The sequence below is a fragment of the Hylemonella sp. P2_B10 genome (assembly GCF_056404875.1).
Genome location: NZ_JBFUDE010000004.1, coordinates 411,783 through 436,783, shown reverse-complemented (window position 1 = coordinate 436,783; position 25,001 = coordinate 411,783). Strand labels below are relative to the sequence as shown.

Annotated in this window: 20 protein-coding genes; 13 read left to right on the top strand and 7 right to left on the bottom strand. The window is 66.2% G+C overall.

What is annotated here, in order from left to right:
- Positions 1-277 precede the first annotated feature (277 nt).
- On the bottom strand, positions 278-5,092 hold the full coding sequence (locus AC1DX2_RS19845; protein ID WP_477198125.1) for an NAD-glutamate dehydrogenase: 4,815 nt from the start codon (positions 5,090-5,092) through the stop codon (positions 278-280).
- 146 nt (positions 5,093-5,238) lie between these two features.
- Between AC1DX2_RS19845 and AC1DX2_RS19840 the strand changes: the two genes are divergently transcribed.
- The 7 genes from AC1DX2_RS19840 (at position 5,239) to AC1DX2_RS19810 (ending at position 12,135) form a co-directional block, all read left to right on the top strand.
- Complete coding sequence (locus tag AC1DX2_RS19840) at positions 5,239-5,766, top strand: DoxX family protein (RefSeq protein WP_477198124.1); 528 nt, start codon at positions 5,239-5,241, stop codon at positions 5,764-5,766.
- 154 nt (positions 5,767-5,920) lie between these two features.
- Positions 5,921-6,184 carry a BufA2 family periplasmic bufferin-type metallophore gene (gene bufA2, locus AC1DX2_RS19835; RefSeq protein ID WP_477198123.1) on the top strand — a complete coding sequence of 88 codons (264 nt, stop codon included), beginning with the start codon at positions 5,921-5,923 and terminating at the stop codon, positions 6,182-6,184.
- A gap of 107 nt (positions 6,185-6,291) precedes the next feature.
- Complete coding sequence (gene bufB / locus AC1DX2_RS19830; protein ID WP_477198122.1) at positions 6,292-7,134, top strand: MNIO family bufferin maturase; 843 nt, start codon at positions 6,292-6,294, stop codon at positions 7,132-7,134.
- Between the two features lie 61 nt (positions 7,135-7,195).
- A complete protein-coding gene (locus tag AC1DX2_RS19825) occupies positions 7,196-8,014 on the top strand; it encodes an HvfC/BufC family peptide modification chaperone (RefSeq protein WP_477198121.1) in 819 nt (272 codons plus the stop codon).
- A gap of 247 nt (positions 8,015-8,261) precedes the next feature.
- Positions 8,262-9,011 carry a hypothetical protein gene (locus AC1DX2_RS19820; RefSeq protein ID WP_477198120.1) on the top strand — a complete coding sequence of 250 codons (750 nt, stop codon included), beginning with the start codon at positions 8,262-8,264 and terminating at the stop codon, positions 9,009-9,011.
- A 112-nt stretch (positions 9,012-9,123) separates the two neighbouring features.
- Positions 9,124-11,499, top strand: a complete 2,376-nt coding sequence (locus tag AC1DX2_RS19815) for an Ig-like domain-containing protein (protein ID WP_477198119.1) — start codon at positions 9,124-9,126, stop codon at positions 11,497-11,499.
- Positions 11,500-11,631: 132 nt separating this feature from the next.
- Positions 11,632-12,135, top strand: a complete 504-nt coding sequence (locus tag AC1DX2_RS19810) for a hypothetical protein (protein WP_477198118.1) — start codon at positions 11,632-11,634, stop codon at positions 12,133-12,135.
- A gap of 48 nt (positions 12,136-12,183) precedes the next feature.
- Here AC1DX2_RS19810 and AC1DX2_RS19805 read toward each other — a convergent pair whose 3' ends face one another.
- Together AC1DX2_RS19805 and AC1DX2_RS19800 are read right to left on the bottom strand one after the other, a co-directional pair.
- A complete protein-coding gene (locus AC1DX2_RS19805; protein ID WP_477198117.1) occupies positions 12,184-13,146 on the bottom strand; it encodes a peptidylprolyl isomerase in 963 nt (320 codons plus the stop codon).
- A 63-nt stretch (positions 13,147-13,209) separates the two neighbouring features.
- Positions 13,210-14,241, bottom strand: a complete 1,032-nt coding sequence (locus AC1DX2_RS19800; protein ID WP_477198382.1) for a zinc-binding alcohol dehydrogenase family protein — start codon at positions 14,239-14,241, stop codon at positions 13,210-13,212.
- 109 nt (positions 14,242-14,350) lie between these two features.
- Here AC1DX2_RS19800 and AC1DX2_RS19795 point away from each other — a divergent pair, with 109 nt between their 5' ends.
- From AC1DX2_RS19795 to AC1DX2_RS19780, 4 genes are all read left to right on the top strand, one after another.
- Positions 14,351-15,271: a LysR family transcriptional regulator gene (locus tag AC1DX2_RS19795; protein ID WP_477198381.1), complete on the top strand. Its 921-nt coding sequence runs from the start codon at positions 14,351-14,353 to the stop codon at positions 15,269-15,271.
- 163 nt (positions 15,272-15,434) lie between these two features.
- Positions 15,435-15,725: a co-chaperone GroES gene (groES, locus tag AC1DX2_RS19790; RefSeq protein ID WP_477198116.1), complete on the top strand. Its 291-nt coding sequence runs from the start codon at positions 15,435-15,437 to the stop codon at positions 15,723-15,725.
- 61 nt (positions 15,726-15,786) lie between these two features.
- Positions 15,787-17,448, top strand: a complete 1,662-nt coding sequence (gene groL, locus AC1DX2_RS19785) for a chaperonin GroEL (RefSeq protein WP_477198115.1) — start codon at positions 15,787-15,789, stop codon at positions 17,446-17,448.
- Between the two features lie 190 nt (positions 17,449-17,638).
- Complete coding sequence (locus AC1DX2_RS19780; protein WP_477198114.1) at positions 17,639-18,352, top strand: DUF899 family protein; 714 nt, start codon at positions 17,639-17,641, stop codon at positions 18,350-18,352.
- Between the two features lie 24 nt (positions 18,353-18,376).
- On the opposite strand, the gene AC1DX2_RS19775 is transcribed toward AC1DX2_RS19780, so the two are convergent.
- Positions 18,377-18,604 (bottom strand): hypothetical protein, encoded by a 228-nt coding sequence (locus AC1DX2_RS19775; protein WP_477198113.1) that lies wholly within the window; start codon positions 18,602-18,604, stop codon positions 18,377-18,379.
- A gap of 116 nt (positions 18,605-18,720) precedes the next feature.
- Here AC1DX2_RS19775 and AC1DX2_RS19770 point away from each other — a divergent pair, with 116 nt between their 5' ends.
- Both AC1DX2_RS19770 and AC1DX2_RS19765 read left to right on the top strand, forming a co-directional pair.
- Positions 18,721-19,845, top strand: coding sequence for a helix-turn-helix transcriptional regulator (locus tag AC1DX2_RS19770; protein WP_477198112.1), 1,125 nt, complete (start codon positions 18,721-18,723; stop codon positions 19,843-19,845).
- A 48-nt stretch (positions 19,846-19,893) separates the two neighbouring features.
- Positions 19,894-21,468, top strand: a complete 1,575-nt coding sequence (locus AC1DX2_RS19765; RefSeq protein ID WP_477198111.1) for a tetratricopeptide repeat protein — start codon at positions 19,894-19,896, stop codon at positions 21,466-21,468.
- Here the strand turns inward: AC1DX2_RS19765 and AC1DX2_RS19760 are convergent.
- From AC1DX2_RS19760 to pgi, 3 genes are read right to left on the bottom strand one after another with little or no spacing between them, the layout of a single operon-like run.
- A complete protein-coding gene (locus AC1DX2_RS19760; RefSeq protein ID WP_477198110.1) occupies positions 21,465-22,124 on the bottom strand; it encodes an HAD family hydrolase in 660 nt (219 codons plus the stop codon). The genes AC1DX2_RS19765 and AC1DX2_RS19760 overlap by 4 nt on opposite strands.
- Positions 22,121-23,377, bottom strand: a complete 1,257-nt coding sequence (locus AC1DX2_RS19755; protein ID WP_477198109.1) for a winged helix-turn-helix domain-containing protein — start codon at positions 23,375-23,377, stop codon at positions 22,121-22,123. The genes AC1DX2_RS19760 and AC1DX2_RS19755 overlap by 4 nt, the downstream gene beginning before the upstream one ends.
- Before the next feature lie 37 nt (positions 23,378-23,414).
- Positions 23,415-24,983, bottom strand: a complete 1,569-nt coding sequence (pgi, locus tag AC1DX2_RS19750; RefSeq protein WP_477198108.1) for a glucose-6-phosphate isomerase — start codon at positions 24,981-24,983, stop codon at positions 23,415-23,417.
- Positions 24,984-25,001: the final 18 nt, after the last annotated feature.

Sequence of the window (25,001 nt, the reverse complement as noted above, 5' to 3'; positions counted from 1 at the left end):
TACGCGAATGTCCCCCGGGCCTGCGGCCCTCCTCCTTGATTTCGCTCCGCCACACGCCCCAGCGACGTCGGGTCAATTGACATGCGTGACGCTGGCATGCCAACAGCCGCATGCCAGCCGCGTAGGCAGGATCAGGACGTCATGGCACGCTGCGCAGCGGCATCAAGGAGGAGGGCCGAAGGCCCGGGGGACAGCCGCGGAGCGGAGTGCCGTGGCGGCCTGATCTCGGCAAACCATCTGCGAGTGAAGGGCTTCGACAGGCTCAGCCCGAACGGACTCAAACCAGGTTGCGCAGCTCCCGCAGCGCCACCGACAGCATCGCCAAGTCCGCACTCTTCGCGTCAGCCAGTTCCGACAACAGCCGCTGCGCCCGTTCCAGCTCAACGCGGTTGCGGGTTTCCCAGGCGGCCAGGCGTTGGGCGGGTTCGCCGCTGCCGCGGTTCATCACGTCCAGCGTGATGCTGCGCTGCAGCCCGGCCAGGTCGTCGGCCAGGGCCACCTTGGCCATGCTTTGCCAGTAGCTGTCGGTGGTCAGGGCATTGATCTGCTGGCGCAGCTTGGCTAACGACAGGCGGTTGCCCAGCTCGAAATGCACCTCGGCGGTTTCTTCCAGCGCGCGCTTGGCGGTCTCGGCAATTTCGGCCACGTCCAGTGCGGTGAACAGGCCATCGGAAATGCCCACGCGCTGCGCCAGTTCGGCCGGCACGCCGGCACGTGTCCAGCCGGCCACGCGCTCGGAGGCGCGCGCTTCGGGCACCAAGCGCTTGCACAGCACGTCCACCGCAGGGATGAAACGGTTCACCAGTTGCTCCATCGGTTCCTCCAGCCGCTTGGAGCGCAGGAACCAGGTGGTGGCGCGGGTGATCAGCCGGCCCAGGTCCATCACCATCTCGGCCTGCACCTGATCGCTGACCTGGCTGTCCAGCGCTTCGATGCGCTGCCACAGCGGCACGTAGCCGAACACCTCGCGCGTGGCGAGGTAGGCGCGCACGATCTGCGGCGCCGTGGCGCCGGTGGTCTCGGTCAGCCGGTGCACAAAGGTGGCGCCGACCCGGTTCACCATGCTGTTGAGCACATGCGTGACGATGATCTCGCGGCGCAAGGGATGGCGCGGAATGTAGGCGGCGAACTGCTCGCGCAGCAGCGCCGGGAAATAGCGCGCCAGCGCCGTGCCCACCCACGGGTCTTCCGGCAGGTCGGAGGCCAGCAGCTCGTCGGACAGCCACATCTTGCTATAGGCCAGCAGCACCGCCCGCTCCGGTGTGGTCAGGCCCAGGCCCTTGGCCTTGCGCTCAGCCAACGCGTCGTCGCTGGGCAGGAACTCGATGGCGCGGTTCAATTGGCCGCGCTTTTCCAGGTAGCGGATGAAGCGGGCCTGCTGGTCCACCAGCCGCAGCGACTGCCGGCCGGCGATGGACAGGGACTGGGTCTGGAAGTAGTTGTCGCGCAGCACCAGCGCGGCCACGTCGTCGGTCATCTGCGGCAGCAGCGTGTTGCGCTGCTTTTCCGTCATCTCGCCGTCGCTGATGGCCAGGCCGAGCAAGATCTTGATGTTGACCTCGTGGTCCGAGGTGTCCACGCCGGCCGAGTTGTCGATGGCGTCGGTGTTCAGCCGCACGCCGGCCAGTGCCGCCTCGATGCGCCCGCGCTGGGTTGCCCCTAGGTTGCCGCCTTCGGCCACCACCTTGCAGCGCAGCTCGCCACCGTTGATGCGCAACGCGTCGTTGGCGCGGTCCCCCACGTCGGCATGCGTCTCGCTGCTGGCCTTGATGTAGGTGCCAATGCCGCCGTTGTACAGCAGGTCCACCGGCGCCTTCAAAATGGCCGAGAGCAGCTCGGTGGGGGTCAGCTTGTCGGCTTCAATGCCCAGCGCGGCACGCGTCTGCGGCGACAGCGGGATGCTCTTTTCCGAGCGTGCCCACACACCGCCGCCCTCGGAGATCAGCTTGGCGTCGTAGTCCACCCAGGAGGAGCGCGGCAGCTTGAACAGGCGTTCGCGTTCGGCAAACGAGGTTGCCGGGTCTGGGCTGGGGTCGATGAAGATGTGGCGGTGGTCGAACGCTGCCAGCAGCTTGATGTGGTGCGACAACAGCATGCCGTTGCCGAACACGTCGCCCGACATGTCGCCCACGCCCACCACGGTGAAGTCGGTGTTCTGCGTGTCCACACCCATTTCGCGGAAGTGGCGCTTCACGCTCTCCCAGGCGCCGCGCGCGGTGATGCCCATGCCCTTGTGGTCATAGCCCACGCTGCCGCCGGAGGCAAAGGCGTCGCCCAGCCAATGGCCGTACTCGGCGCTGATGGCGTTGGCGTAGTCGGAGAAGGTGGCAGTGCCCTTGTCGGCCGCCACCACCAGGTAGGTGTCGTCGCCATCCATGCGCACCACCTGCGGCGGGGGCACCACCTTGCCGGCCACCAGGTTGTCGGTCAGGTCCAGCAGGCCACGCAGGTAGTTTTGGTAGCAGGCCACGCCCTCCTTCATGAAGGCCTCGCGATCGCTGCTCGGCGGGGCCTTCTTCAGCACAAAGCCACCCTTGGAGCCCACCGGCACGATCACCGTGTTCTTCACCATCTGCGCCTTCACCAGGCCCAGCACCTCGGTGCGGAAGTCTTCCGGCCGGTCTGACCAGCGCAGGCCGCCACGCGCCACCCGGCCACCGCGCAGGTGGATGCCTTCGAAGCGCGGTGCATAGACCGAAATCTCATACAACGGCCGCGGCTCGGGCAGGCCTGGCACCTTGGCCGAATCGAACTTGAAGCTCAGGAAACTGCGGCGCGGTCCTTCGGCGCCGGAATGACCGACACCGGTGCGCCAGAAGTTGGTGCGCAGCGTGGCCTGTATCAGCGCCAGCAGCTGGCGCAGCACCCGGTCTTCCGACAGGTTGCTGACCTTCTCCAGCGCCTGCTCGATGCCGTTGACCTGTGCCGTGGCCCCCTCGGCATCGTGCGCAACAGGGTCGAAGCGCAGCTTGAACAGGCCCACCAGCATGCGTGCGATGCGCGGGTGGCGCGTCAACGTGGTCTCTATGGTCTGCTGCGACAGCGCAAAGCCGATCTGCTTCAAATACTTGGCGTAGGCGCGCAGCACCACAATCTCTTGCGCTGACAGGCCGGCCAGCAGCACCAGGCGGTTGAAGTCGTCGTTTTCCACCTCGCCGGTGAAGACCTTGGCGAAGCAGTCCTCGAAGAGCCGCGCCAGCGTCTCGGGCTCTATGTCTTCGGCCACCTGGGCCTGCAACTCGAAGTCGTGCAGCGACAGGCCCAGGCCAGCCTGCTCGGCATTCAGCCGGTAGCTGGATTCGCCAAACACCCGCACGCCCATGTGTTCCAGCATGGGCAGGCTGTCGGACAGCACGATGGGGTCGCCCAGCCGGTAGACCTTGAAGCCCAGCGTGCCCGGCCCCGCGCCCAGCGGCCGGTACAAGGCCAGCGCCAGCGGCGTCTCGGTGGTCAGCGCGGCCAGTTTGCGCACATCGGGCACCGCCGCGCGCGCGCTCATGCGCTCGCGGTAGGCCAGCGGCAGTGCGCCGCCCCATTGCTTGTACAGCGCCATGCCGCGCGCCTCGCCCTCGGCGTCGATCAGCGTGTCGCGCAAGTCGTCTTCCCAGCGGCGGGCGGCAGCGGCCAGCTTGGCTTCCAGTTCGCGGCGGTCAATGGCCGGCACCTGGCCCGGCGTGGTGCGTATCGTGAAGTGGATGCGTGCCAGCACCGCGTCCGACAGCGTGACGTCGAACTCGGCGCTCTGGCCATCGAAGACCGCCATCAGGATGCGCTGGAACTTGATGCGCAGGTCGGTGGAATAGGTCTCGCGCGGCACGTACACCAGGCAGGAGAAATACCTGTCGAACGGGTCCTTGCGCGTGAACAGGCGCAACCGCTGGCGCTCGCCCAGCGCCAGGATGCCCAGGGCCGTGTCGTACAGCTCGTCGTCGGAGATCTGGAACAGGTCGTCGCGCGGGTAGGTCTCCAGGATGTGCACCAGCGACTTGGCCCGGTGCCCGCCGGCCGGCAGGCCGGCGCGGCTGATGATGGCCTCCACCTTGCCGCGCAGCAGTGGCGTCTCGGCCACGCGGGCGGCGTAGGCGCTGGAGGTGAACAGGCCGATGAAACGGTGCTCGCCGATCACTTCGCCGGCAGCGTTGTAGCGCTTCACGCCGACGTAGTCGGAATAGCCGCTGCGGTGCACGGTGGCACGGGTGTTGGCTTTGGTCACCACCAGCGGCGGCGATGGCGCATGCGCCAGCGCGCGCGCCTGCTCGGGCAGCGCCGAGAAGCTGGCCGAGAGTTTTTCTTCCGCACGTTCGCGCAGTATGCCCAGACCGGTGCCGGGCACCAGGCGCAGCGCGTCCTGGCCTTGCTCGGTCACCAGGTCATGCTGGCGGTAGCCCAGCAGCGTGATGTGGTCGTCGGCCAACCATTGCACAAAGGCACGGCTCTCATCGCGCACCGCGTCCGGCACGGTGCCAGGCACCCGGCCGAGTTCATGGATGGCCTCGTGCAGGTAGGCCACCATGGGTTTCCAGTCTTCCACCGCGGCGCGCACGTCGCCCAGCACACGCTCCAGCCCGGCGGCCAGCTCGGCGCGCTGCTGCGGGTCCACCAGCCGGTCCACCTCGATGTGCATCCACGATTCGCGTGGTGCGTCCGGTGCGTCGGCGCGCAGGCGCAGCGCCTGCAGTTGGCTGTTCGCGTCACGCTTGACGGCGAAGATGGGGTGGGTGATCAGGTGCAGCGTCAGGCCCTGGCGGTTGATCTCCATGGTGACGCTGTCCACCAGGAAGGGCATGTCGTCGTTGACGATGTCGATCACCGAGTGGCGCGAGGCCCAGCCGTGGTCGGCCACATTGGGGCTGATGACGCGCACCGTGACCTTGCCGGGCTCGCGTCTGGCACCCGCCTGCCAGTTCGACAGCAAGGCGCCCAGCAGGTCTTCGGGGGAACGGGTTTCCAGATCGTCGGCGTCGAGTTGACGCAGGTGCTCGCGACCGAAGGTGTCCAGCAGCGCGCGCTGCTCTTCGGGCACGCGGCTGGCCGCCAGGGCCAGTACCGCGTTGATTCGCTCGCTGCGAAGGGCCTCTATGGAAGTGTCCATGGCTCAGTCTCCTGTCTCCTGCGCTGGTTTCGCGGTGGCGCCAGCGGCACGGTGCGGCGATTGTAGGCTTTCATTTTTCAAAAATATGTGTAAGAAAGGAGCCCACAGCGCGACTGATGCCCATTCAAGAACCGGAGTCGACAACCATGCGCATGAAATCCACCAACACACTCCTGGCCAGGCTGTGGCGTCTGGCCGAGGGCGGCATCGCCCTGCTGGAACGGCTGCAGCCGGCGGCCCAGTTGGGCGCGCGCTGGTACCTGGCCGGTGTGTTTTTCCGCTCCGGCCTGACCAAAATCCACGACTGGGACAGCACGCTGGCCCTGTTTGCCAATGAATACCATGTGCCGGTGTTGAACCCGGTGCTGGCCGCGTGGATGGGCACCGGCGCCGAACTCGTGTTGCCGGCATTGCTGCTGTTTGGGCTGGCCGGGCGATTTGCGGCGGCCGGCCTGTTCGTCCTGAACGGGGTGGCGGTACTGAGCTTGATGGACGTGGCCGATGCTGCGTTGCAGCAGCATCAGTTCTGGGGCAGCTTGCTGGCAGCTTTGCTGTTGTGGGGACCGGGGGCTTGGTCGGTGGACCATTTCCTGGCGCCCATGCTGCGGCGCCAGCTGTTGGGTCACGAACAGGCTGGCGGTGGCCAGGTGATGGCTCGCGTGGCGCGGCACTGAACGGTGGGTTCGTCCCAAATTTCTTGAAAAATTTTGCGCCGGCGTGTAAGAAGTCATCGTGCCGGCCGACTCAACAAGGCAAGCACAGGGTTTGCGCGTCGCGCGGCCCGGCCTGCACACCCTTCGTCAACCCAACCATCCTCAGGAGTCCAACATGTTCAACAACTTCAAATCCGGCGTAGCCGTTGCTTCCGCTGCCGCCGCGCTGTTCGCACTGGGTACCGCGGTGACCGTGCCGGCCCAGGCTGCCGATGGCGGCGTCAAGTGCGCCGGCGTCAACACCTGCAAGGGCACGTCCGAGTGCAAGACCGCCAAGTCCGATTGCAAGGGCCACAACGGCTGCAAGGGCCAGGGCTGGGTCACCAAGAAAGACGCCGCCGAGTGCACCACCGCCGGCGGCAAGGTCGTGACCAAATAAGCAGGGACTCCTGTCTTCTCTTGCAGCGATGAGGGAAGTTTCAGACTGGGCGGGTTACCGCCCAGTCTGTTTTTTGACATGCGCGCACCGTTGACCACAATACACCCATGAGCACCGTCAAGGGCTTCGGCCTGGGCCTGCGCACCGAGCACTATGCGGACTTCGTCGCTGCGCCGCAGGCGGTGGACTGGCTGGAGGTGGTCTCCGAGAACTACATGGTGCCCGGCGGCAAGCCGCTGCACTTCCTGGACCGCATCCGACGGGACTACCCCATGGTGATGCATGGCGTGTCATTGTCCATAGGCAGCAGCGACCCGCTGAACCTGGACTACCTGGGCGATCTGAAGGCCTTGATCGACCGTGTGCAGCCGGCCTGGGTGTCCGACCACCTGTGCTGGACCGGCGTGGACCACCACAACCTGCACGACCTCCTGCCTATGCCTTACACCGAAGCGGCGCTGCGCCACCTGACCGCCCGCGTGTCGCAGGTGCAGGATGTGCTGGGGCGGCGCCTGCTGCTGGAGAACGTGTCCAGCTACGTGGCCTTCGAGGCCGACGAGATGAGCGAGTGGCAGTTCATTGCCGAGCTGGCGCAGCGCGCCGACTGCGAACTGCTGCTGGACGTCAACAATGTCTATGTCAGCAGCGTCAACCACGGTTTCGACGCGCGCGTGTTCATCGACGCGATGCCCGCAGCCCGCGTGCGGCAGATCCACCTGGCCGGCCATGAGGACCATGGCCACTACAAGATAGACACCCACGACCACCCGGTGAGCCAGCCGGTGTGGGACCTGTACCACCACACGATGAATCGCCTGGGCGAGGTGCCGACGATGATCGAGCGCGACGACCACATCCCGCCGCTGCCAGACCTGGTGGCCGAGCTGGACGTGGCGCGTGCGGTGGCAGCCGCCGCGCTGGCGCCGCGCCGTGAGGAGCAAGCGGTATGAGCGTCGCCGGGTCGTTCCCAAGACGCTCGCACCCGCAGCCCGCAGGGCGGAGGGTAGCCCGGTGAACGTGGCGTTGGCCCAACAGCAAAGCGCCTTGCGCCAGGCCATCGTGCAGGGCCAGGCGGCCGACCCGCCCGGCAGCGACCTGGTTGGCGGCCTGTTGAGAGGGCGCGCCGATGGCGCGCCGCTGCTGCGCATCTACCAGCACGCCTATGCCAGCCGCCTGGCCGAAGCCTTGCGCGACAACTACGGCGTGCTGCCGCAGATCATGGGCGACGAGGCCTTCGATGCGCTGGCGCAGGCCTACATCCAGGCCTGTCCGTCGCGCCAGCCGTCGATACGTTGGTTTGGCGACCGCTTGCCGGAATTCATGACGCTGCGCGCTGACCTGGTGCCGCACCCGGCCTTCGTCGATCTGGCGCGCATGGAGTGGGGCTTGCGCGCGGCCTTCGACGCCGCCGATGCCGAGCCCATGCCCGCGCAGGCGCTGGCCCAGGTGGCGCCCGAGCAGTGGCCGCGTCTGGTGTTCACGCCCGTGCCCAGCCTGCTGTTGCTGGCCCTGCAATGGAACGTGGAGCCGGCGTGGCGCGCCTTCAAGCAATTTGACCCACAGACCGACGAAGAGCCGCAGCTGCCCGAGCCGCAGCCTGTGGACCATGGCCTGCAGGTTTGGCGCCAGGGGCTGGAGACGCGTTGGCGCGCGCTGGAAGGCTTGCCGCTGCTGCTGCTGCAGGGCATGCTGCAAGGCGCGGCTTTTGCCGACCTGTGCGCAGCCGCGCAGGGTGAGTTGGGGGAGGCACAGGTCGCCGCCGCGGTGATCGCCCAGCTGCAGGGCTGGCTGGCCGATGGCCTGTTGCAAGGCTACCGTCTGCAAAGCTGAGGTGTTGTGCCGGGCTGGTCGGCGCGCATCGCCCCTGTGGCCTGACCGCGCGCAAGCGGTCTGACCGTCCATCCTTTCGCTTGACGAAAGGATGTATTGCATGAACAGCCCTTGATCTACTAAGGGTTAACCCTCATGCTATGTTCTCCCACTCGCCATGAATACACAACACGCCCCACGCCTGCAGGAATGTTTGCCCGTCGCTCGGCGATCACTTCGCTGGCTGCGCTGGGTGCGCCACTTCGCGATGGGCACAGCTCTGCTGGGCGCTGCGCTGGTGCAGGCGCGCACTCTGACGGTCTGTGTGTCGCAGAACCCCGTGCCGCCGCTGACCTACCCGGACCGCGACGGCACGGCCCAGACGCTGGTGCGCCGCGCCGTGGCGCTGCAGGGTGACAGTGTGCAGTTCGTCACCGCGCCCTGGATGCGCTGCCGCATGGGGCTGAAGAATGGCGACTACGATGGCGCCCTGCCTTTGGCACCCGCCATCCAGAACCTGGAAGACTTCGCCTTTCCGGTCAAGACCGGCGCGCTGGATGCCGGACGCGGTGTGGGCGACTTCACCGTGCGGGTGCTGCGCCGCACCGGCACACCGGTGCGCTGGGACGGCGTGGCCTTTGCCAACTTGCGCACCCCCGTGATGGCGTTGCCCGGCCAGGCCATTGCGCGCGACAAGCTGCGTGTGCTGGGCGCTGCGGAAGATGCCACCACGCCCCATGCACAGTCCATCCTGCGCAAGCTGGTGGCGGGGCGCGCTGAGGTGGCGGTGCTGCCGGCCGGCTTCGTGCAGCAGGAGCTGGCCTTGCCCGAATTCCGCGATGCGGTGGAGGTGCTGCCGCAGCCGCTGCTGTCTTCGCCCAGCTTCCTGGGCTTCAACCGTGATTTCCAGCGCCGCGAGGCGGCCTATGTGGAGGCTGTTTGGGCGGCCATGGGCCAGTTGCGCGCGGCGCCCGGAAACGGTGCCGGCCGCACGCTGGTGTCCTACACGAAACCCTAGGGGCAACCTCGGGTGATCCCCCCACAACGCGACAGGCGTTGTGCAAATGAGCTCTTTGGGCGGCCGGACTTGCGCAAGAATGTGCCAAGACCCGCTAGAAAGGATACCCCTCATGCCCACCTACAACGGCACCACCGGCAACGACACCCTGACCGGCACCGCCGGTGACGACGCCCTCTACGGCCTGGCCGGCAACGATTCCTTGTCGGGCGGCGACGGCAATGACCAGATTTTCGGTGGCCCTGGCAACGACACCATGGACGGTGGCGCCGGCACGCTGGATTACGTGCGCTACGACCAGGCCACCGGCTCCGGCGTCTATGTGAACCTGGGCACCGGCCAGGCCAATGGGCCGGATGGCCTCGACCAGTTCAGCAACTTCGAGGGCGTGGTGGGCTCGGCCGCCGGTGACACGCTGGTGGGCGGCAACGCCAACGACTTCATCGAAGGCGGCGGCGGCAGCGACGAGCTGGACGGTGGCGGCGGCGTCGACTACCTCGGCTACCTCGCCGCGCCCTCGGCCGTCACCGTCAACATGGCCACCGGCAAGTCCAGCGGCGGCGCCGGCAACGACGACTTCCACAACTTCGAGAACGTCGGCGGCTCGGTCTATAACGACAGCCTCACCGGCGACAGCGGTTACAACATCCTGGAAGGCATGGCCGGTGACGACACGCTGGACGGCGGCGGCGGCTTTGACGCCGTCAGCTACTACCATTCCCCTGGCGCTGTCACCGTCAACCTGGTCACCGGCAAGTCCAGCGGTGGCGACGGTTTCGACGTGCTGGTCAACATCCGCGACATCTACGCCTCGCAGTACAACGACTCGCTGCTGGGCGATGACAAGGGCAACAACTTTGTCGCCTATGGCGGCAACGACGTCATCGACGGCGGCGCCGGCATCGACACCATGAACTACACCGGCAACCGCGCCGACTATGTGGTGGCCTACAACAGCAGCACGTCCACCTTCACCATCACCGACAAGACAGCCAACCGCGACGGCGCCGACCAGGTGGTCAACGTGGAGAACTTCAAGTTTGCCGACGGTACCTTCAGCGCCGCGCAGTTGCGCGAAGTGGTGGTGATCGACACCACGGCGCCGACCATCGCCAGCGTTAGCCCGCTTGACGGCAGCACCGGCGTGGCGTTGACCAGCGCCGTCACCTTCACGTTCAGCGAGGCCATTGCGCTGGGCAGCGGCAGCGTGCAGCTGCGCAACTCCGACGGCACGGTGCTGGCCAGCTACACGGTGGCCAACACAGCCAACCTGACGGTCAGCGGCAGCCAGTTGACCGTGCGCTTCGGCAGCACGCTGTCGCCCAGCAGCAGTTACAGCATCTACATTGCTGGCGACGCGGTGCGCGACCTGGCCGGCAACTACCTGGCGGCCAACGGCAGCTACGACTTCACCACGGTGGGCAACGGCGGCGTGCAGGTCGGGGACAACACCGACAACGTGCTCACTGCGTCACCCAATGGCGACACGTTGCAGGGCCTGGCCGGCAACGACACGCTGAATGGCGGCGCTGGCGACGACGTGCTGGATGGCGGCACCGGCAACGACAAGCTCGTGGGCGGTGCTGGCAGCGACATCCTGATCGGCGGCGCGGGCGCCGACACCCTGCTGGGTGGCGACGGCGGCGACCTGTATTACGTCGACGACGCCGGCGACCAGGTGCAGGAATTGCAGGCCAACGCGGCGCAACTGGCAGCCGGTGGCCCGCAGCCCGACGTGGGCCGCACGGTGGACAAGGTGATCGCTTCTATCAACTACACGCTGACCAGCTTCGTGGAAAACCTCGCGTTGTCCGGTGGCTCCGGAAACCTGATCGGCACCGGCAACGAGCTGAACAACGTGCTGACCGGCAACGAGGGCAACAACCTGCTGAGCGGCAAGGCTGGCAACGACACGCTGGATGGGGGTGCCGGCACCGACACCGCCCAGTACAGTGGCAAGCTGACGGACTACAAACTGACGCTGGGCAGCACCCCCACGGTCGTTGACAACCGCGCAGCGGGTGCGGGTGGCGAGGGCAGCGACAGCCTGAGCAATGTGGAACGCCTGCAGTTTTCGGACGTCAAGCTGGCGCTGGACCTGGGCCCCACCCAGGCAGCCGGCAAGGCGGTGCTGGCCATGGCGGCCACGCTGGGCAGTGCCTTCCCCACCCGCACAGATTGGGCCGGCATCTTCCTCAGCTACTTCGACAGCGGCGCCAGCCTAATGGATGGCACCAACCTGCTGGTCGATTCGGGCATCATGGCGGCCTTTGCCGGCGGTGGGGACAACACCAGCTTCGTCAAGTTCGTCTACGCCAATGTCTACGGCCAGGCGCCGGACGCCGCCACGCTGGCCAGCCTGTTGGCGCCGTTGAACAACCAAACCACCACCCAGGCGCAGTGGATGGCCGAGCTGGCCGCTTCCACCACCAACCAGGCGCACGTGAACCTGGCGGGCTACGCCCAGAGCGGCTGGCAGTTCGTCTGACCGGCGCTTGAGCCGCTGCTGACTGAACGCCGGAAAAGCGACGATTTCCCGGCGCTCTTCCGGCTTCGCGGCCTGTCGCCGGCGGCTATTCTCGCCAGCGTGAGAAGTTGACTTTTTTGCGCCGCGACAACGATGAACTGGATCACGGATTTCCAATTTGACACGCTGACCCTGGTCACGCTGGTGAATGTGCTGGTCGACCTGCTGGGCGCCTGGGCGCTGCTGTTCTGGTCCGGCCAACGCCACAAGGGCCTGATCGCGCTGGGCTTGCTGGGCTGGCTGGGCGGCGCCGCTGCGGCCATGGCCGACCAGCTGCTCCTCAGCCTGCTGCTGCAGTTGCTGGGCGTGTTTGCCACATCCTGGCAGCCGAACGAGACTGCCGAGCGCAAGCGGTCGCACACCGAGCGCGGCATGGCCGCCTTCCTGATGCGCCAGCATGACCGCGCGGGCAACGTCACCGGCCAAAGCCTGGTGATGCCGCCGCGCAATACCTATGCACGGCGCAAGCTGCAGTCGCTGTCGCCGCAGCAGATGGAGGAGCTGACCCACTGGTGCTCGCGCATGGTGCAGCGCTCGCGCTGCCTCAGCGTGGACCTGTCGTGCTGGCCCGGCTGGGACGACGCGGGCAGCGCCTGACAAGGTCCAGGACCGGTCGGGTCATTGCGCTCTCTGCGGGCGATTCCCCTAGCGCGGCGTGGCGCCGTCCAGCGTGAATTCGAACGTGGCGGGGTTGGTCAGCTTCAGGTGCACATTGGCAAACGCGCTGGTGGCCACGCGCACCGACGGGATGTTGACCCCCGCGCCGTCAAACGTGGCGCGCGCCTGACCGCTGTCGGTCAGCACCTTCAGCAGCGTCGGGTCCAGTGCGAACACGAAGCCGGCCTTGCCGGGCACGTAGTTCAGCGTCACCTCGAACAGTGTGCCGCCCACCGCCACCGGGAAGCTCATGCTGCTGCCGCAGAACTCGGTCAGCGTGTCGCCCGGGCTGGTCAGTGAGCACTGGTAGGGCAGCAGGCCGGGCAGCGTGTCGCTGCGGTAGGCGCGCACCACGCGGATCAGCTGCGTGTTGTCCGTCAGGCTGCCGCCAGCGGGCACGGTACTGGGCACAGTGCTGAAGGCGCCGCCGTAGGTCGTGCTCAGGTCCAGCCGGTTCAGCGCGGCGATGCTGTCCACCACGTCCATGCCCTTGACGATCTTGCCGAACACGGTGAAGCCGCCGTCCACGGTGTTCAGCGAGGTGTTGTCGGCCAGGTTGACGAACCACTGGCTGGTGGCGCTGTTGGGCTGGCCGCCGATGCGCGCCATGGCCACGGTGCCGCGCAGGTTGGACTGGTTGTATTCGTTGACGATGGGTGCGTGCACCGCCAGTGTGGCCAGCAGGTTGCTGTACACGCGGTAGCCGCCACCCTGGACGACGAAGCCCGGCACGCTGCGGTGGACCATGCTGTCAGTGAACGTGCCGTCGGCAATGTAGCTGAGGAAGTTGGCCACGGTGACGGGCGCTTTGTCGGGGAACAGCTCCATGCAGAACTCACCCACATTGGTTTGCAGGCAGGCATAGGGCTTGGCCAGCAACGGGGTGCTGAAGGCGCACAGGGCCAGCAGCAGGGCGAGCTTGGCGCGCAGGGAGGAGAGAGTAGAGGTCATGGGTGGCGGGGACAACAAGGGACCGACGTAGGATAACGGAAGTCCACTCATGGTCCGCACCATTCAGGCCGGGCGGGGCCTGAAACCCTGCAGCACGATCTTGCCCAGTGTGTGCCCCCTGTGCAGCCTGGTCAGCGCCGCGTGGATGTTGGCCTTGTTGATGGGCGACAGTATCTCATTGACCGGCGCGACGATTGCACCCCTGTCGATGTGTGCGGCCAGCGCGTTCAGCAACTGCCCGTGCTGCGCCATATCCGCGGTGCGGAAGTCGGTGCGGGTAAAGATCATCTCCCAGGCGAAATGGGCGCTCTTGTCCCACAGCAGGTTCAGATCCACCGGCGCGCTGGAGGGCACGATGGAGCCCACCGTGCCCTGTGGGGCTACCACCTCGGCGGCCACCGGGAAGTAGCGGTCCAGGTCGCTCATGATCAGCACATGGTCCACCTGCGGGTAGCCCAGCGCGCGTAACTGGGCGGCAATGTCCTGGTGGTGGTTGATGGCGTGGCGGGCGCCCAGTTGCAGCACCCAGGCCTGCGATTCGGGACGCGAGGCGGTGGCAATCACCTCCAGCCCGGCCAGCCGGGCCGCCAGCTGCACGGCCATGGAGCCCACGCCGCCGGCCGCGCCGATGATCAACAGGGACTGGCCGGTAGCCTGCCCGTCCATCGGCAGGCGCATGCGGTGAAATAGCGCCTCCCAGGCGGTGATGCTGGCAAACGGCAGGCTGGCAGCGGCCTCGAAAGCCAGCGACGCCGGCATGGCGCCGACCAGGCGCTCGTCCACCAGGTGGTATTCGCTGTAGCTGCCCGGCCGGCCGATTTCGCCGGCATAGTAAACCTTGTCGCCGGGCTTGAACAGCGTCACACCGGGGCCTACCGCATCGACCACGCCCGCCGCGTCCCAGCCGAGCACGCGCGGCGTGGGCTCCACCCGGTTCTTGGGTGTGCGGACCCGGTTGTCCACCGGGTTGACGGCCACGGCTTTGACGGCGACCCGGATGTCATGCCCGGTGGCTTGCGGCACCGGCAATTGGAAATCCGCCAGTGAGTCGGGGTTGTCCATGGCGGGGTAGTGGGTCAGCCCAACGGCTTGCATCAACACAGCAGTTCTCCAGCGGGAAGTCTTGAAAGGTGCCAATTGTGCTGAACTTGCCGTCAAAGAAAAACCCTGTCACATTTGATTCTTTATCAAAAGCTGTTTGACGATGTTCACCGACCAGGAACTGCGCATCTTTGTCCACACCGCCCAGTTGGGAGGGCTCACCAGGGCGGCGCACAGCCTGGGATTGCTGACGGCCACCGCCAGCGCCAGCCTGAAGCGGCTGGAGGGCGTGCTGGGCGCGCGCATGTTCGAGCGTTCACCCCGCAGCATGCGGCTGACGCCGCAGGGCGAACGCTTCTTGCGCTATTGCCAGGAGGGGCTGGCACTGCTGGACCAGGGGGTGGCGGCCGTGGCGGACAACAGCGGCAAGATGGCTGGCCTGCTGCGCATCTCCGCGCCATCGGATCTGGGGCGCAATGTGCTGTTGCCGTGGGTCAGCGAGTTCCAGTCATTGCACCCGGGCCTGAAGATCAACCTGCAGTGCTCGGACCACTTTGTGGACGTGTTCCAGGACCCGTTTGACATGATGTTCCGCCATGGGCGCCTGGCCGATTCGTCGTATGTGACGCAAAGCCTGGGCCCCAACCGCCGTATTGTGGTGGCCTCGCCCGCCTACCTGGCGCGCCATGGCACGCCCAGGACGCTGGAGGACCTGGCGTCGCACAACTGCCTGATCCACAGCCTCGAATCCATCGCCTTCAACGTGTGGCGCTTCAAGCAGGGTCGCAAGGCCGTCTCGCTGAAGGTGTTTGGTGACCATATGAGCGATGACGGCGCGATCGTCCACGCCTGGGCGCTGGGGGGCCAGGGCATTGCCTACAAGTCGGCGCTCGACGTGCATGCGGACCTGCGCGCTGGCCGGCTGGTGCAGCTGCTGCCTCAACTGCTGGGTGAGGAATGGGTGCCGCGTGTGGTCTACCCGCACCGCTCCAGCATTTCAGCCACCGCCCGCGCGCTGACGGCGCACGTGCGTCAACGCATTGAGGCGCTGAACATGCCCAGCACCATCAAATCTGTGGGTTGATAAACCCCGTAGCGCTTGATTTCAGCCAAAAAGGCCTTATCATTAGCACTCATTGGAGACGAGTGCTAACAATGCCTCTCTTCAAAGTGAATGAGTGCTCACTTTCATAAGTGAAGCCTTACTCCAATCCCAACCCCAATTGATTCATCCCCAAGGAGATCCAATGAAACTTCGTCCCCTGCACGATCGCGTGATCGTCAAGCGCGTTGAAAGCGAAACCAAGACCGCCTCCGGCATCGTGATCCCGGACAACGCCGCAGAGAAGCCCGATCAGGGCGAAGTGCTGGCCGTGGGCCCCGGCAAGAAGACCGACAAGGGTGACCTGAGCCCCATGTCCGTCAAGGTCGGCGACCGCGTGTTGTTCGGCAAGTACAGCGGCCAGACCGTCAAGGTCGATGGCGACGAACTGCTGGTCATGAAGGAAGACGACCTGTTTGCAGTGGTTGAGAAGTAATTCTTCTCCCGCACAAACACGCTCTTTCATTTACTCAATTTACTGAATCCGGAGAATACACATGGCAGCTAAAGACGTCATTTTCGGCGGCGAAGCCCGCGCACGCATGGTTGAAGGCGTGAACATCCTGGCCAATGCGGTCAAGGTGACCCTGGGCCCCAAGGGCCGCAACGTGGTGCTGGAGCGCTCCTTCGGCGCCCCCACCGTGACCAAGGACGGTGTGTCCGTGGCCAAGGAAATCGAACTGAAGGACAAGCTCCAGAACATGGGCGCGCAGATGGTCAAGGAAGTTGCTTCCAAGACCTCTGACATCGCTGGCGACGGCACCACCACCGCCACCGTGCTGGCCCAAGCCATCGTGCGCGAAGGCATGAAGTACGTGGCCGCCGGCATGAACCCGATGGACCTGAAACGCGGCATCGACAAGGCCGTGTCGGCCCTGGTGGAAGAGCTGAAGAAGGCTTCCAAGCCCACCACCACGTCGAAGGAAATCGCCCAAGTCGGCTCCATTTCCGCCAACTCCGATGAAACCATCGGCAAGATCATTGCTGACGCGATGGACAAGGTCGGCAAGGAAGGCGTGATCACCGTGGAAGACGGCAAGTCGCTGGAAAGCGAACTGGACGTCGTCGAAGGCATGCAGTTCGACCGCGGCTACCTGTCGCCCTACTTCATCAACAACCCGGAAAAGCAATCCGCTTTGCTGGACAACCCCTTCGTGCTGCTGTTCGACAAGAAGATCAGCAACATCCGCGACCTGCTGCCCACGCTGGAGCAAGTGGCCAAGGCCGGCCGTCCGCTGCTGATCATTGCCGAAGAAGTCGAGGGCGAAGCCCTGGCGACGCTGGTGGTCAACACCATCCGCGGCATCCTGAAGGTGGTGGCTGTCAAGGCGCCTGGCTTCGGCGATCGCCGCAAGGCCATGCTGGAAGACATCGCCATCCTGACGGGCGGCAAGGTCATCGCTGAAGAAGTCGGCCTGACGCTGGAGAAGGTCACGCTGGCCGATCTGGGCCAAGCCAAGCGCATCGAAGTGGGCAAGGAAAACACCATCATCATCGACGGCGCCGGCGCCGCTGCTGACATCGAAGCCCGCGTCAAGCAAGTGCGCGTGCAGATCGAAGAAGCCACGTCCGACTACGACCGCGAAAAGCTGCAAGAACGCGTGGCCAAGCTGGCCGGCGGTGTGGCCGTGATCAAGGTTGGCGCTGCCACCGAAGTCGAAATGAAGGAAAAGAAGGCCCGCGTGGAAGACGCGCTGCACGCCACCCGCGCTGCCGTGGAAGAAGGCATCGTGGCCGGCGGCGGCGTGGCCCTGCTGCGCGCCAAGCAAGCGGCTGGCACCATCAAGGGTGACAATGCCGACCAGGAAGCTGGCATCAAGCTGGTGCTGCGCGCCATCGAAGCCCCCCTGCGCGAAATCGTTTACAACGCAGGCGGCGAAGCCTCTGTGGTGGTGAACGCCGTGCTGGCCGGCAAGGGCAACTACGGCTTCAACGCCGCCAACGACACCTATGGCGACATGATCGACATGGGTATCCTGGACCCGACCAAGGTGACCCGCACCGCGCTGCAAAACGCAGCCTCCGTGGCCTCGCTGATGCTGACGACCGAAGCCATGGTGGCCGAGGCTCCCAAGGAAGAGTCCGGCGCTGGCGGCATGGGCGGCGGCGGCATGGGTGGCATGGGTGGCATGGGCGGCATGGGTGGCATGGACATGTAATTGTCCTTCCGTCACCACCGTTCGCGCTGAGCTTGTAGCAGCGCGATTGGCCGACGACACAAAAACCCGCAGTGCGCGAGCCCTGCGGGTTTTTCTTTGCTTGCGTGAGCCAGCGCACGTAGCGCCTGGCCTCATCGGCGTACAGTGCCTTGCCTGAGCCGCGCTACCTCAGCGCGCCAAGGAGAACGCCATGGCAGACAACCCCCTGACGGCCGCCCCCGAACTGGCCGCCAAGTTTCGCAAACCCTACCCCAACGACAGCGCCGACTACCACCAGGCACGCACGGCGCTGCTGGCCGAAGAGATCGAACTGCGCCGCCACATCGAGCGTGTGGCGGCCCAGCGCCGGGCCTTGCCGCTGGGCGGCGAAGCGGGCGATTACGCCTTCGAAGACGAGGACGGCAAGACGGTGCGGCTGGCGGACATGTTTGGCCCGCACGACACGCTGGTCACCTATTTCTGGATGTATGGCCCCAAGCGCCCGCGGCCCTGCCCCATGTGCACGGCACTGCTGGGTGCGCTGGACATCCCGGTGGCGGACATCACGCAGCGCGTGGCCTTCGCGGTGCTGGGGCGTTCGCCGGTGGCGCGCCAACTGGCCTTCGCGCGAGAGCGTGGCTGGCGCAACCTGAAGTTCTACATGACGGTGGGCGATGACTTCGCGCGCGATTACCGCGGCCTGGCACCCAACGGTGTGGACGAATGGCCGGCGCTGGACGTGTGGGTCAAGCGCGACGGCAAGGTGCACCACTTCTGGGCCGGCGAAATGGGCGGCACCGAAGACCCGGGTCAGGACGCGCGCGGTGCGCCCGACCCCACGCCGCTGTGGAATATCCTGGACCTGACGCCGGGCGGGCGGGGCACGGACTGGTACCCCAAACTGTCATACAGCGACAAAGGCTGATGGTCTGATCGGCTGGTCGGCCGTTCACAGTGCATCGGACGCATCCAGCGCCGCCACGCTGTGCCGCCATGTCTGCTGCGAGGCCATTCGATCTGATGGCACGCTGTTGCCAGCCGCGGCCTGCGGCGGGTCATGCGGTTGCAACTCCAGCGGCCTCGCTGGCAGGGTAACCAGGCTCAACAGGGCCAGGCCTGCCACAGCCCTGAGGCGGGCGCGGGGAACGAGGAATTTGCGGTGGATGGCAGCGAACATGAAACAGCTTTTGGTGAACTGCTGAGCATGGTGTCGTGCTGCGCTTGCTGGCGCATCATGCAAACGCATGAAGCCGGGTCATAATCAATTCACCCCCTGTTGCCACGCCGTACACGATGACCGCTGCCACGCAAGCCGATCTGATAGACCGCATTTACGAGTGCGCCGTGCTGCCCGAGCTGTGGCCCGACGTGCTGGATGAGCTGGCCGGCCTGGCCGGCGCCAGCGGCGGCCTGTTGTTCGCGGTGCGCGACAAGGTGCTGAACTGGACCTCCTCGGGCGTGCTGAGCGAGGTTTTCCAAACCTATGTGCAGGACGGCTGGTTTGCCCGCTGCTCGCGCCGGGACTGCCTGTTCAGCCAGAACACGCCGAGTTTTCTGGTGGAGCACGATTTCTGGACCCCTGCCCAATTGGATGAGAACCCCATTTACCGCGATTTTTTTCGCCCCAAGGGGCTGGGCTGGTCGGCCGGCACCGGTTTGATGATGCCCACGGGGGACAACATCGTTTTCAGCGTGGAGCGGGCATTCGACCAGGGGCCGGTGGAGAGGGCGCAGGTCGACATGCTCAACGGCCTGCGGCCGCACCTGGCGCGGGCGGCGCTGATCTCCTCACGCCTGAACCTGAAAAACGCCAAGGGCGCCGGCGACGTGCTGGCCGCGCTGGGTCTGCCGGCACTGGTGCTGGACGAGAGCGGCGTGGTCATCGAGGCCAATGCGCTGATGGACAGCTTGCCCGGCCAGGTGCAGTGGCAAGTCCAGCGACGCATCGCTTTGGCGGACCAGCGTGCCAACGCCTTGCTGCTGGCGTCGCTGCCTGCCATGGGGGCCAGCGCCGGCGTGGCGGAGCTGCCCGTGCATTCGTTCGCGTTGCGTGGCGCCACCGGGCTGGCTGAGATGGTGGCGCACCTGGTGCCGCTCAAGCGGGCGGCGCAGGACATCTTTGGCCGCTCGTATGCGCTGCTGATCGTCACGCCGCTGACGGCGCGCAAGGCGCCGCCGGTGGAACTGCTGCGCTCCTTGTTCGACCTCACCCCGTCAGAAGCCCGCGTGGCGCGCGGCCTGGCGGGTGGCGCCACCCTGGACGAGATCGCCACCGCCGGCGACGTCAGCCGCAACACCGTGCGCACCCAATTGCAGCAGGTGCTGGAGAAAATGGGCTGCACCCGGCAGTCGGAGGTCACGGCCTTGCTGACGGGGATCGCCTTCGGCCCGAACACCTCCCAGCCCGGGGTCCATTGAGCGGGACCGGGAACACGCACACCATCTCGCCGGGTACCGACGCATGCCATGTTTGCCAGACTGAGGTCGCTGCTGAAAGCCAAGGCGGCCGCGCCGGTGGAGCAGCCTGTGCACCTGAAGCAGCGCGGGGACGAATGCCTGCGACAAGGCAGGCTGGATGAGGCTGCCAGCTTCTACAAGCAGGCCCTGGTGCTTGAGCCTGGGCATGTCGACACCCAGGTGGCCCTCGGGTTTGCGCTGGCGGAACTGGGTCAGCACGCCGAGGCCCAGACGCAACTGCTGCTGGCACTGTCGGCCGCCCCTGGTATGGCGGACGCGCACTACATCCTGGCAACCCTTGCGACGCGGCAAGGTGACCGGCGGGCCGCCATGGAGCACCTTGAGCGCGCATTGGTGGCCAAGCCCGAACTGGAGTTTGCCCACCGGGACCTGATTGACCTGCTGTTCCAGGCGGGCGATACCGCACAAGCCAAACTGGCCGCGCAGCGGGCCGTGGCCGCGTTTCCTCAAGCCGCGGAATTCCAGTTCTACTTTGCCACCGCGTTGGCACAGGAACAGGCCTATGAACAGGCCATCGCCTGTTACCAGCAGGCGCTGCAGCTGCAGCCTGATGCCGTGGTGGCACACAGCGCCCTGGGCGAGTTGCTGGAGAGGACCGGACAGCTGAAGCAGGCCCGCGACACTTATCGGCAGGCGGCGCAATTGGCGCCCGACAACCCGACTGTGCAGCTCCGTCTGGGGCTGGTGCTGCAAAAGCTGGGCCGGTTTGCGGACGCGCTGGTTTGCTTCCGGCGCATCACGGTGCTGTCGCCACAAGATGCCGCCGCGCACCAGCATGTGGGCAACACCCTGCTGCGCCTGGGCGCGGCTGACGATGCGCTGGAGAGCTTCAAACAGGTGGTCCGCCTGCAGCCGGACAACCCGGTCAGCCACCTGGTGGCGGCGCTGTCGGGGCAGGCGCCGGACCACCCGCCCAGCGACTATGTGGCGCAGCTGTTTGACGGCTATGCCGAGGGCTTCGAGGCCCATCTGGTGGCATCGCTGCGCTACGACATCCCGACCAAGTTGGCTGCGCTGCTGCAGGCGCAGGCGGTGGCTGTGCCGCCACCCTGGCGCGTGCTGGACCTGGGTTGCGGCACGGGTCTGGTGGGCAAGGCATTGCAGCCATGGGCGTCGCAGCTGGTGGGTGTGGACCTGTCCACCGGTATGCTGGCCAAGGCCAGGGACTTGAACCTGTACCACCGCCTGCAGCACATGGACGTGCATGCGGCGCTTGTGGCCGAGGCGGACGACAGCTTTGACGTGGTGACGGCGGCCGATGTCTTCATCTACGTCGGCAAGCTCGACGATCTGGTGCCGCAGGTTGGCAGGGTGGTGCGGCCCGGCGGCTTGTTCAGCTTTTCACTGGAATCGCAGGAGGTGGCGGCGCAGCCCGGTGCGCCAGGTGCAGAACCTCCGGGTTACGTGTTGTGCGCCTCGGGCCGGTACGCGCACAGCCTGGCTTACATGGACCTGTTGGCGCAGCGGCATGGTTTCGAGGTGCTGCAGACGCAGGCCACCCCCCTCCGGCTGGACCGCGGTCGCCCGGTGCCGGGCCACATTGCGCTGTGGCGGCGCCGCTAGCCGGCGCGGATGCCCCTGGCCTGCAAGTCCTTCACCAGTTGAGTTGCTGATTCGAAGCGCACGCCTTGCCAGCCGCGCGCCCGCGCGGCTTCGATATTGCCCGCCAGGTCATCGATGAACAGTGTCTGCGCTGGCTGGAGCCCGTATTGATTTTCCAGGTGTGCGTAGATCGCTGGCTCTGGCTTGATCAGTTGCACATCGCCGGAGAACACGCCGCCGTCAAACCAGCTCAGGAATTCATAACGGCTCTCCAGCATGCGCGCAAAAGGCTGCGACATGTTGGACAGGTAATAGAGACGCGGTCCTTCGCCGCCCGCTGAGCGGGCCTGGTGCAGCCTGGTCAGCACGGCCAGCGTGCCGGGCAGGGGCGTCAGGTGGTCGGCTATGGATGACACCATCTGCCGCACCGTGGCCAGTGGGAGCGCCAGGCGCTCGGCCATGCGCGTGGCGACATCGTCCTGGGCCATCGTGCCGCTGTCGAAGGCCAGCCAGTCGGCGTGGTGGAACATGGCATGCGCCAGTTGCAGCGCACTCTGGGCCGAGCTGGCTTGCTCGGGGAAGTGGCTGGCCACCAGGCGCGCGGGTTCCCACTTGAACAGCACGGCACCAAAGTCAAAGACGATGTTGGCGATCGGGGGTGATGTGGGGTTGTTCATGCGTGTTGCAGCGCGCGCAGCGCCTTGTTCAGCGGCACGCGAAGTTTGGCCGGGCTGCTGCGCGTCAGTTGCACCTGCGGTGTGCCGTGCCAGCTGGCGCTGGTTTGCACGGCGTGCGCCACATCGTGCAGGCCGGCATCGTCCAGCCGCACACCGTCTTGCAGGTACAGCGCCTTGACCTCGAACACACCGTCGGCGCGGTGCGCCTTGGCGTCCAGCCGGCCCACCAGCTCGCCCCGGCGCAGGATGGGCAGCACGAAATAGCCATACTGGCGTTTGTGCTCGGGGGTGTAGCACTCTATCGTGTAGTCGAAGTCGAACATCGCGCTGGCGCGTTCGCGGTCCCACACCACCGGGTCAAAGGGGGACAGCAAGGCGCTGTGCGTGGCTTGCAACTGGCCGGCCAGCGCCTGACGCAGCAACTTGGCGTTGTCGACATGCACATAGCCCGCCTGGTCCCAGCCGTCCACCGGCACGCGCAGCACGCGGCCCTGGGCCACCAGATCGTCCAGATCGGCGTCCTTCAGCCGGGGCTTGATGCGGAAGTAGTCATGCACCCAGCGCGCCTGGGTGATGCCCAGCGCCAGAATGGCTTTCTCGATGAAGGCCTGGTGCACGGCCTCGGCCGCGGGCAGCGTGGCTTCCATCAGGTGCGGCACCACGCGTTCGGGCAGGTCGTAGACGCGGTGGAAATTTTCCCGCCGCGCCACCATCAGCTCGCCGCGTGCGAACAGCGCCTCCAGCCAGCGCTTCTCTTCTTTCCAGCCCCACCAGCCGCCGCCCTTGCCTTTGTGCTCGTCTGGCCGCTCGAAGTCAGACGACTTCACCGGGCCTGCGTCGCGGATGTGGGCCAACAGCTTATCCAGGTGCTTGCGCTGCTGCGCATGGTCGTTCTTGCCGCGCTCTATGCCCCAGTGGCGGCGCAGTTCCTGGTTGTAGGCACGGTGCAGATGCCAGTCCTGCAGCGGCACAAAGCAGGCCTCGTGCGCCCAGCTCTCGAAGATGTGTGTCTTGGCCAGCGTCTGCTCCAGCCAGTGCATGGGATAGTGCCCCAGGCGCGAATGCAGCACCAGGTAGGGGCTGCGCGCCACCACGTGGATGGTGTCGATCTGCAGCAACTGCATGCGCTCTATGCAGCGGCGCAGCGCCAGCGGCGTGGCGGGGCGCGTGGGCGCGGTCAGCAGGCCTTGCGCGGCCAGGTGCAGGTTGCGGGCCTGGGTCAGGCTCAGGTCGGTGTGGGCTTTGCGCGGCATGGCCGCCATGTTAGCGGCACGCCCGGTGGGTTGCCGGTCAGCCGTTTTGCAGCTTTTTCAACAAGCCCGTGGTGGAGGCGTCCAGCCCGCTGGCGTGGCCGCTGCGCAGGCGTGACTCGATGTCCTTGGCCAGCACCTTGCCCAGCTCCACGCCCCACTGGTCAAAGCTGTTGATGCCCCACAGCGCGCCGCTGGTGAACACGCGGTGCTCCTGCAGCGCAACCAGCGCGCCCAGCGTGGCCGGTGCCAGGTCCTCCAGCAGCAGGAACGTGCTGGGCCGGTTGCCGGGGAAATTCTTGTGGCCGCCTGCATCGGCTTTGCCTTGCATCAGCGCCTGCGCCTGCGCCAGCACGTTGGCCAGCAGCATGTCCTGGTGGCCGCTCAGGTTGTGACGCGCTTTCTTGACCGCGATGAACTCCACCGGCACCACGTCCGTGCCCTGGTGCAGCATCTGAAAGTAGGCATGCTGGCCATTGGTGCCGGGCTCGCCCCACAGCACGGGCGAGGTGCCATAGGCCAGCGGCTGGCCTGCCATGTCCACCTGCTTGCCGTTGCTCTCCATCTCCAGCTGTTGCAAGTAGGCGGGCAGGCGCTTCAGCGCCGCATGGTAGGGCGCGATGGAGCGGCTGCTGAAGCCATGGAAGTTGCGGTACCACACATCCAGCAGGCCCAGGCGCACCGGCAGGTTCTGCGCCAGCGGCGCGCTGCGGAAGTGCTCGTCCATCGCGTGCGCGCCGGCCAGAAATTCGCGAAAGCCCTGTGCACCGATGGCGATGGCGATCGGCAGGCCGATGGCCGACCACATGGAATAGCGCCCGCCCACCCAGTCCCAGAAGCCGAAGGTGGTGTCAATGCCAAAGGCCTTGGCCGCCGCCACGTTGGTGGTCAGCGCGGCAAAGTGGCGCGCAATGTCGGTGCCGCCCTGGGCCTCGAACCACTGCTTGGCGGACCGTGCGTTGGTCATGGTCTCCACCGTGGTGAAGGTTTTCGACGCGATCAGGAACAGCGTGCTGGCGGGCTTCACGCGCTGCAGCACGGCGGCCAGCTCGTGGCCGTCCACATTGGAGACGAAATGCAACTGCTTGCCCGGCGCGGCAAACGCCTGCAGCGCCAGCACCGCCATCTGCGGCCCCAGGTCGGAGCCGCCGATGCCGATGTTGACCACGTCAGTGATGGCGTCATCCCCGCGTACCTGTTCCGCATAGGCCAGCATGGCAGCCAGCGTGGTGTGCACGTCTTTCAAACCTTCAGCCACCACCGGTTGCGCGCCGGATGGCGGTGTGTAGTCGGCCGGGCAGCGCAACAGCGTGTGCAGCACGGCGCGTTGCTCGGTGGTGTTGATGGCCTCGCCGGCAAACATGGCGTCGCGGTGGGCCTCCAGGCCGCATTCGCGGGCCAGCGTCAGCAGCAGCGCCTCGGTGTTGGCGTCCCACAGGTTCTTCGACAGGTCGGCGAACACATGGGGTGCTTGTTGGCTGAAATGCGCAAAGCGCGCTTCGCCGTCCTGCGCAAAGGCGGTGCGCAGGTCGAAGGCCTTGCCCTGCGTGTCGTAGGCGGCTTGCAGTTGGCCCCAGGCGGGCGCGCGGTCGCAGCGAATACGGGTCATGAAATTCCCAAAAATGTT

Bases quoted from the DNA above. Each gene is read 5' to 3' on its own strand.
- AC1DX2_RS19775 (WP_477198113.1), bottom strand. From the start codon at position 18,604: ATGTTCGCTGCCATCCACCGCAAATTCCTCGTTCCCCGCGCCCGCCTC.
- AC1DX2_RS19815 (WP_477198119.1), top strand. From the start codon at position 9,124: ATGCCCACCTACAACGGCACCACCGGCAACGACACCCTGACCGGCACC.
- AC1DX2_RS19760 (WP_477198110.1), bottom strand. From the start codon at position 22,124: ATGAACAACCCCACATCACCCCCGATCGCCAACATCGTCTTTGACTTT.
- AC1DX2_RS19820 (WP_477198120.1), top strand. From the start codon at position 8,262: ATGGGCACAGCTCTGCTGGGCGCTGCGCTGGTGCAGGCGCGCACTCTG.
- AC1DX2_RS19780 (WP_477198114.1), top strand. From the start codon at position 17,639: ATGGCAGACAACCCCCTGACGGCCGCCCCCGAACTGGCCGCCAAGTTT.
- AC1DX2_RS19770 (WP_477198112.1), top strand. From the start codon at position 18,721: ATGACCGCTGCCACGCAAGCCGATCTGATAGACCGCATTTACGAGTGC.
- AC1DX2_RS19795 (WP_477198381.1), top strand. From the start codon at position 14,351: ATGTTCACCGACCAGGAACTGCGCATCTTTGTCCACACCGCCCAGTTG.
- AC1DX2_RS19800 (WP_477198382.1), bottom strand. From the start codon at position 14,241: ATGCAAGCCGTTGGGCTGACCCACTACCCCGCCATGGACAACCCCGAC.
- pgi (WP_477198108.1), bottom strand. From the start codon at position 24,983: ATGACCCGTATTCGCTGCGACCGCGCGCCCGCCTGGGGCCAACTGCAA.
- AC1DX2_RS19805 (WP_477198117.1), bottom strand. From the start codon at position 13,146: ATGACCTCTACTCTCTCCTCCCTGCGCGCCAAGCTCGCCCTGCTGCTG.
- groES (WP_477198116.1), top strand. From the start codon at position 15,435: ATGAAACTTCGTCCCCTGCACGATCGCGTGATCGTCAAGCGCGTTGAA.
- groL (WP_477198115.1), top strand. From the start codon at position 15,787: ATGGCAGCTAAAGACGTCATTTTCGGCGGCGAAGCCCGCGCACGCATG.
- AC1DX2_RS19755 (WP_477198109.1), bottom strand. From the start codon at position 23,377: ATGCCGCGCAAAGCCCACACCGACCTGAGCCTGACCCAGGCCCGCAAC.
- AC1DX2_RS19845 (WP_477198125.1), bottom strand. From the start codon at position 5,092: ATGGACACTTCCATAGAGGCCCTTCGCAGCGAGCGAATCAACGCGGTA.
- AC1DX2_RS19810 (WP_477198118.1), top strand. From the start codon at position 11,632: ATGAACTGGATCACGGATTTCCAATTTGACACGCTGACCCTGGTCACG.
- bufA2 (WP_477198123.1), top strand. From the start codon at position 5,921: ATGTTCAACAACTTCAAATCCGGCGTAGCCGTTGCTTCCGCTGCCGCC.
- AC1DX2_RS19765 (WP_477198111.1), top strand. From the start codon at position 19,894: ATGTTTGCCAGACTGAGGTCGCTGCTGAAAGCCAAGGCGGCCGCGCCG.
- AC1DX2_RS19840 (WP_477198124.1), top strand. From the start codon at position 5,239: ATGCGCATGAAATCCACCAACACACTCCTGGCCAGGCTGTGGCGTCTG.
- bufB (WP_477198122.1), top strand. From the start codon at position 6,292: ATGAGCACCGTCAAGGGCTTCGGCCTGGGCCTGCGCACCGAGCACTAT.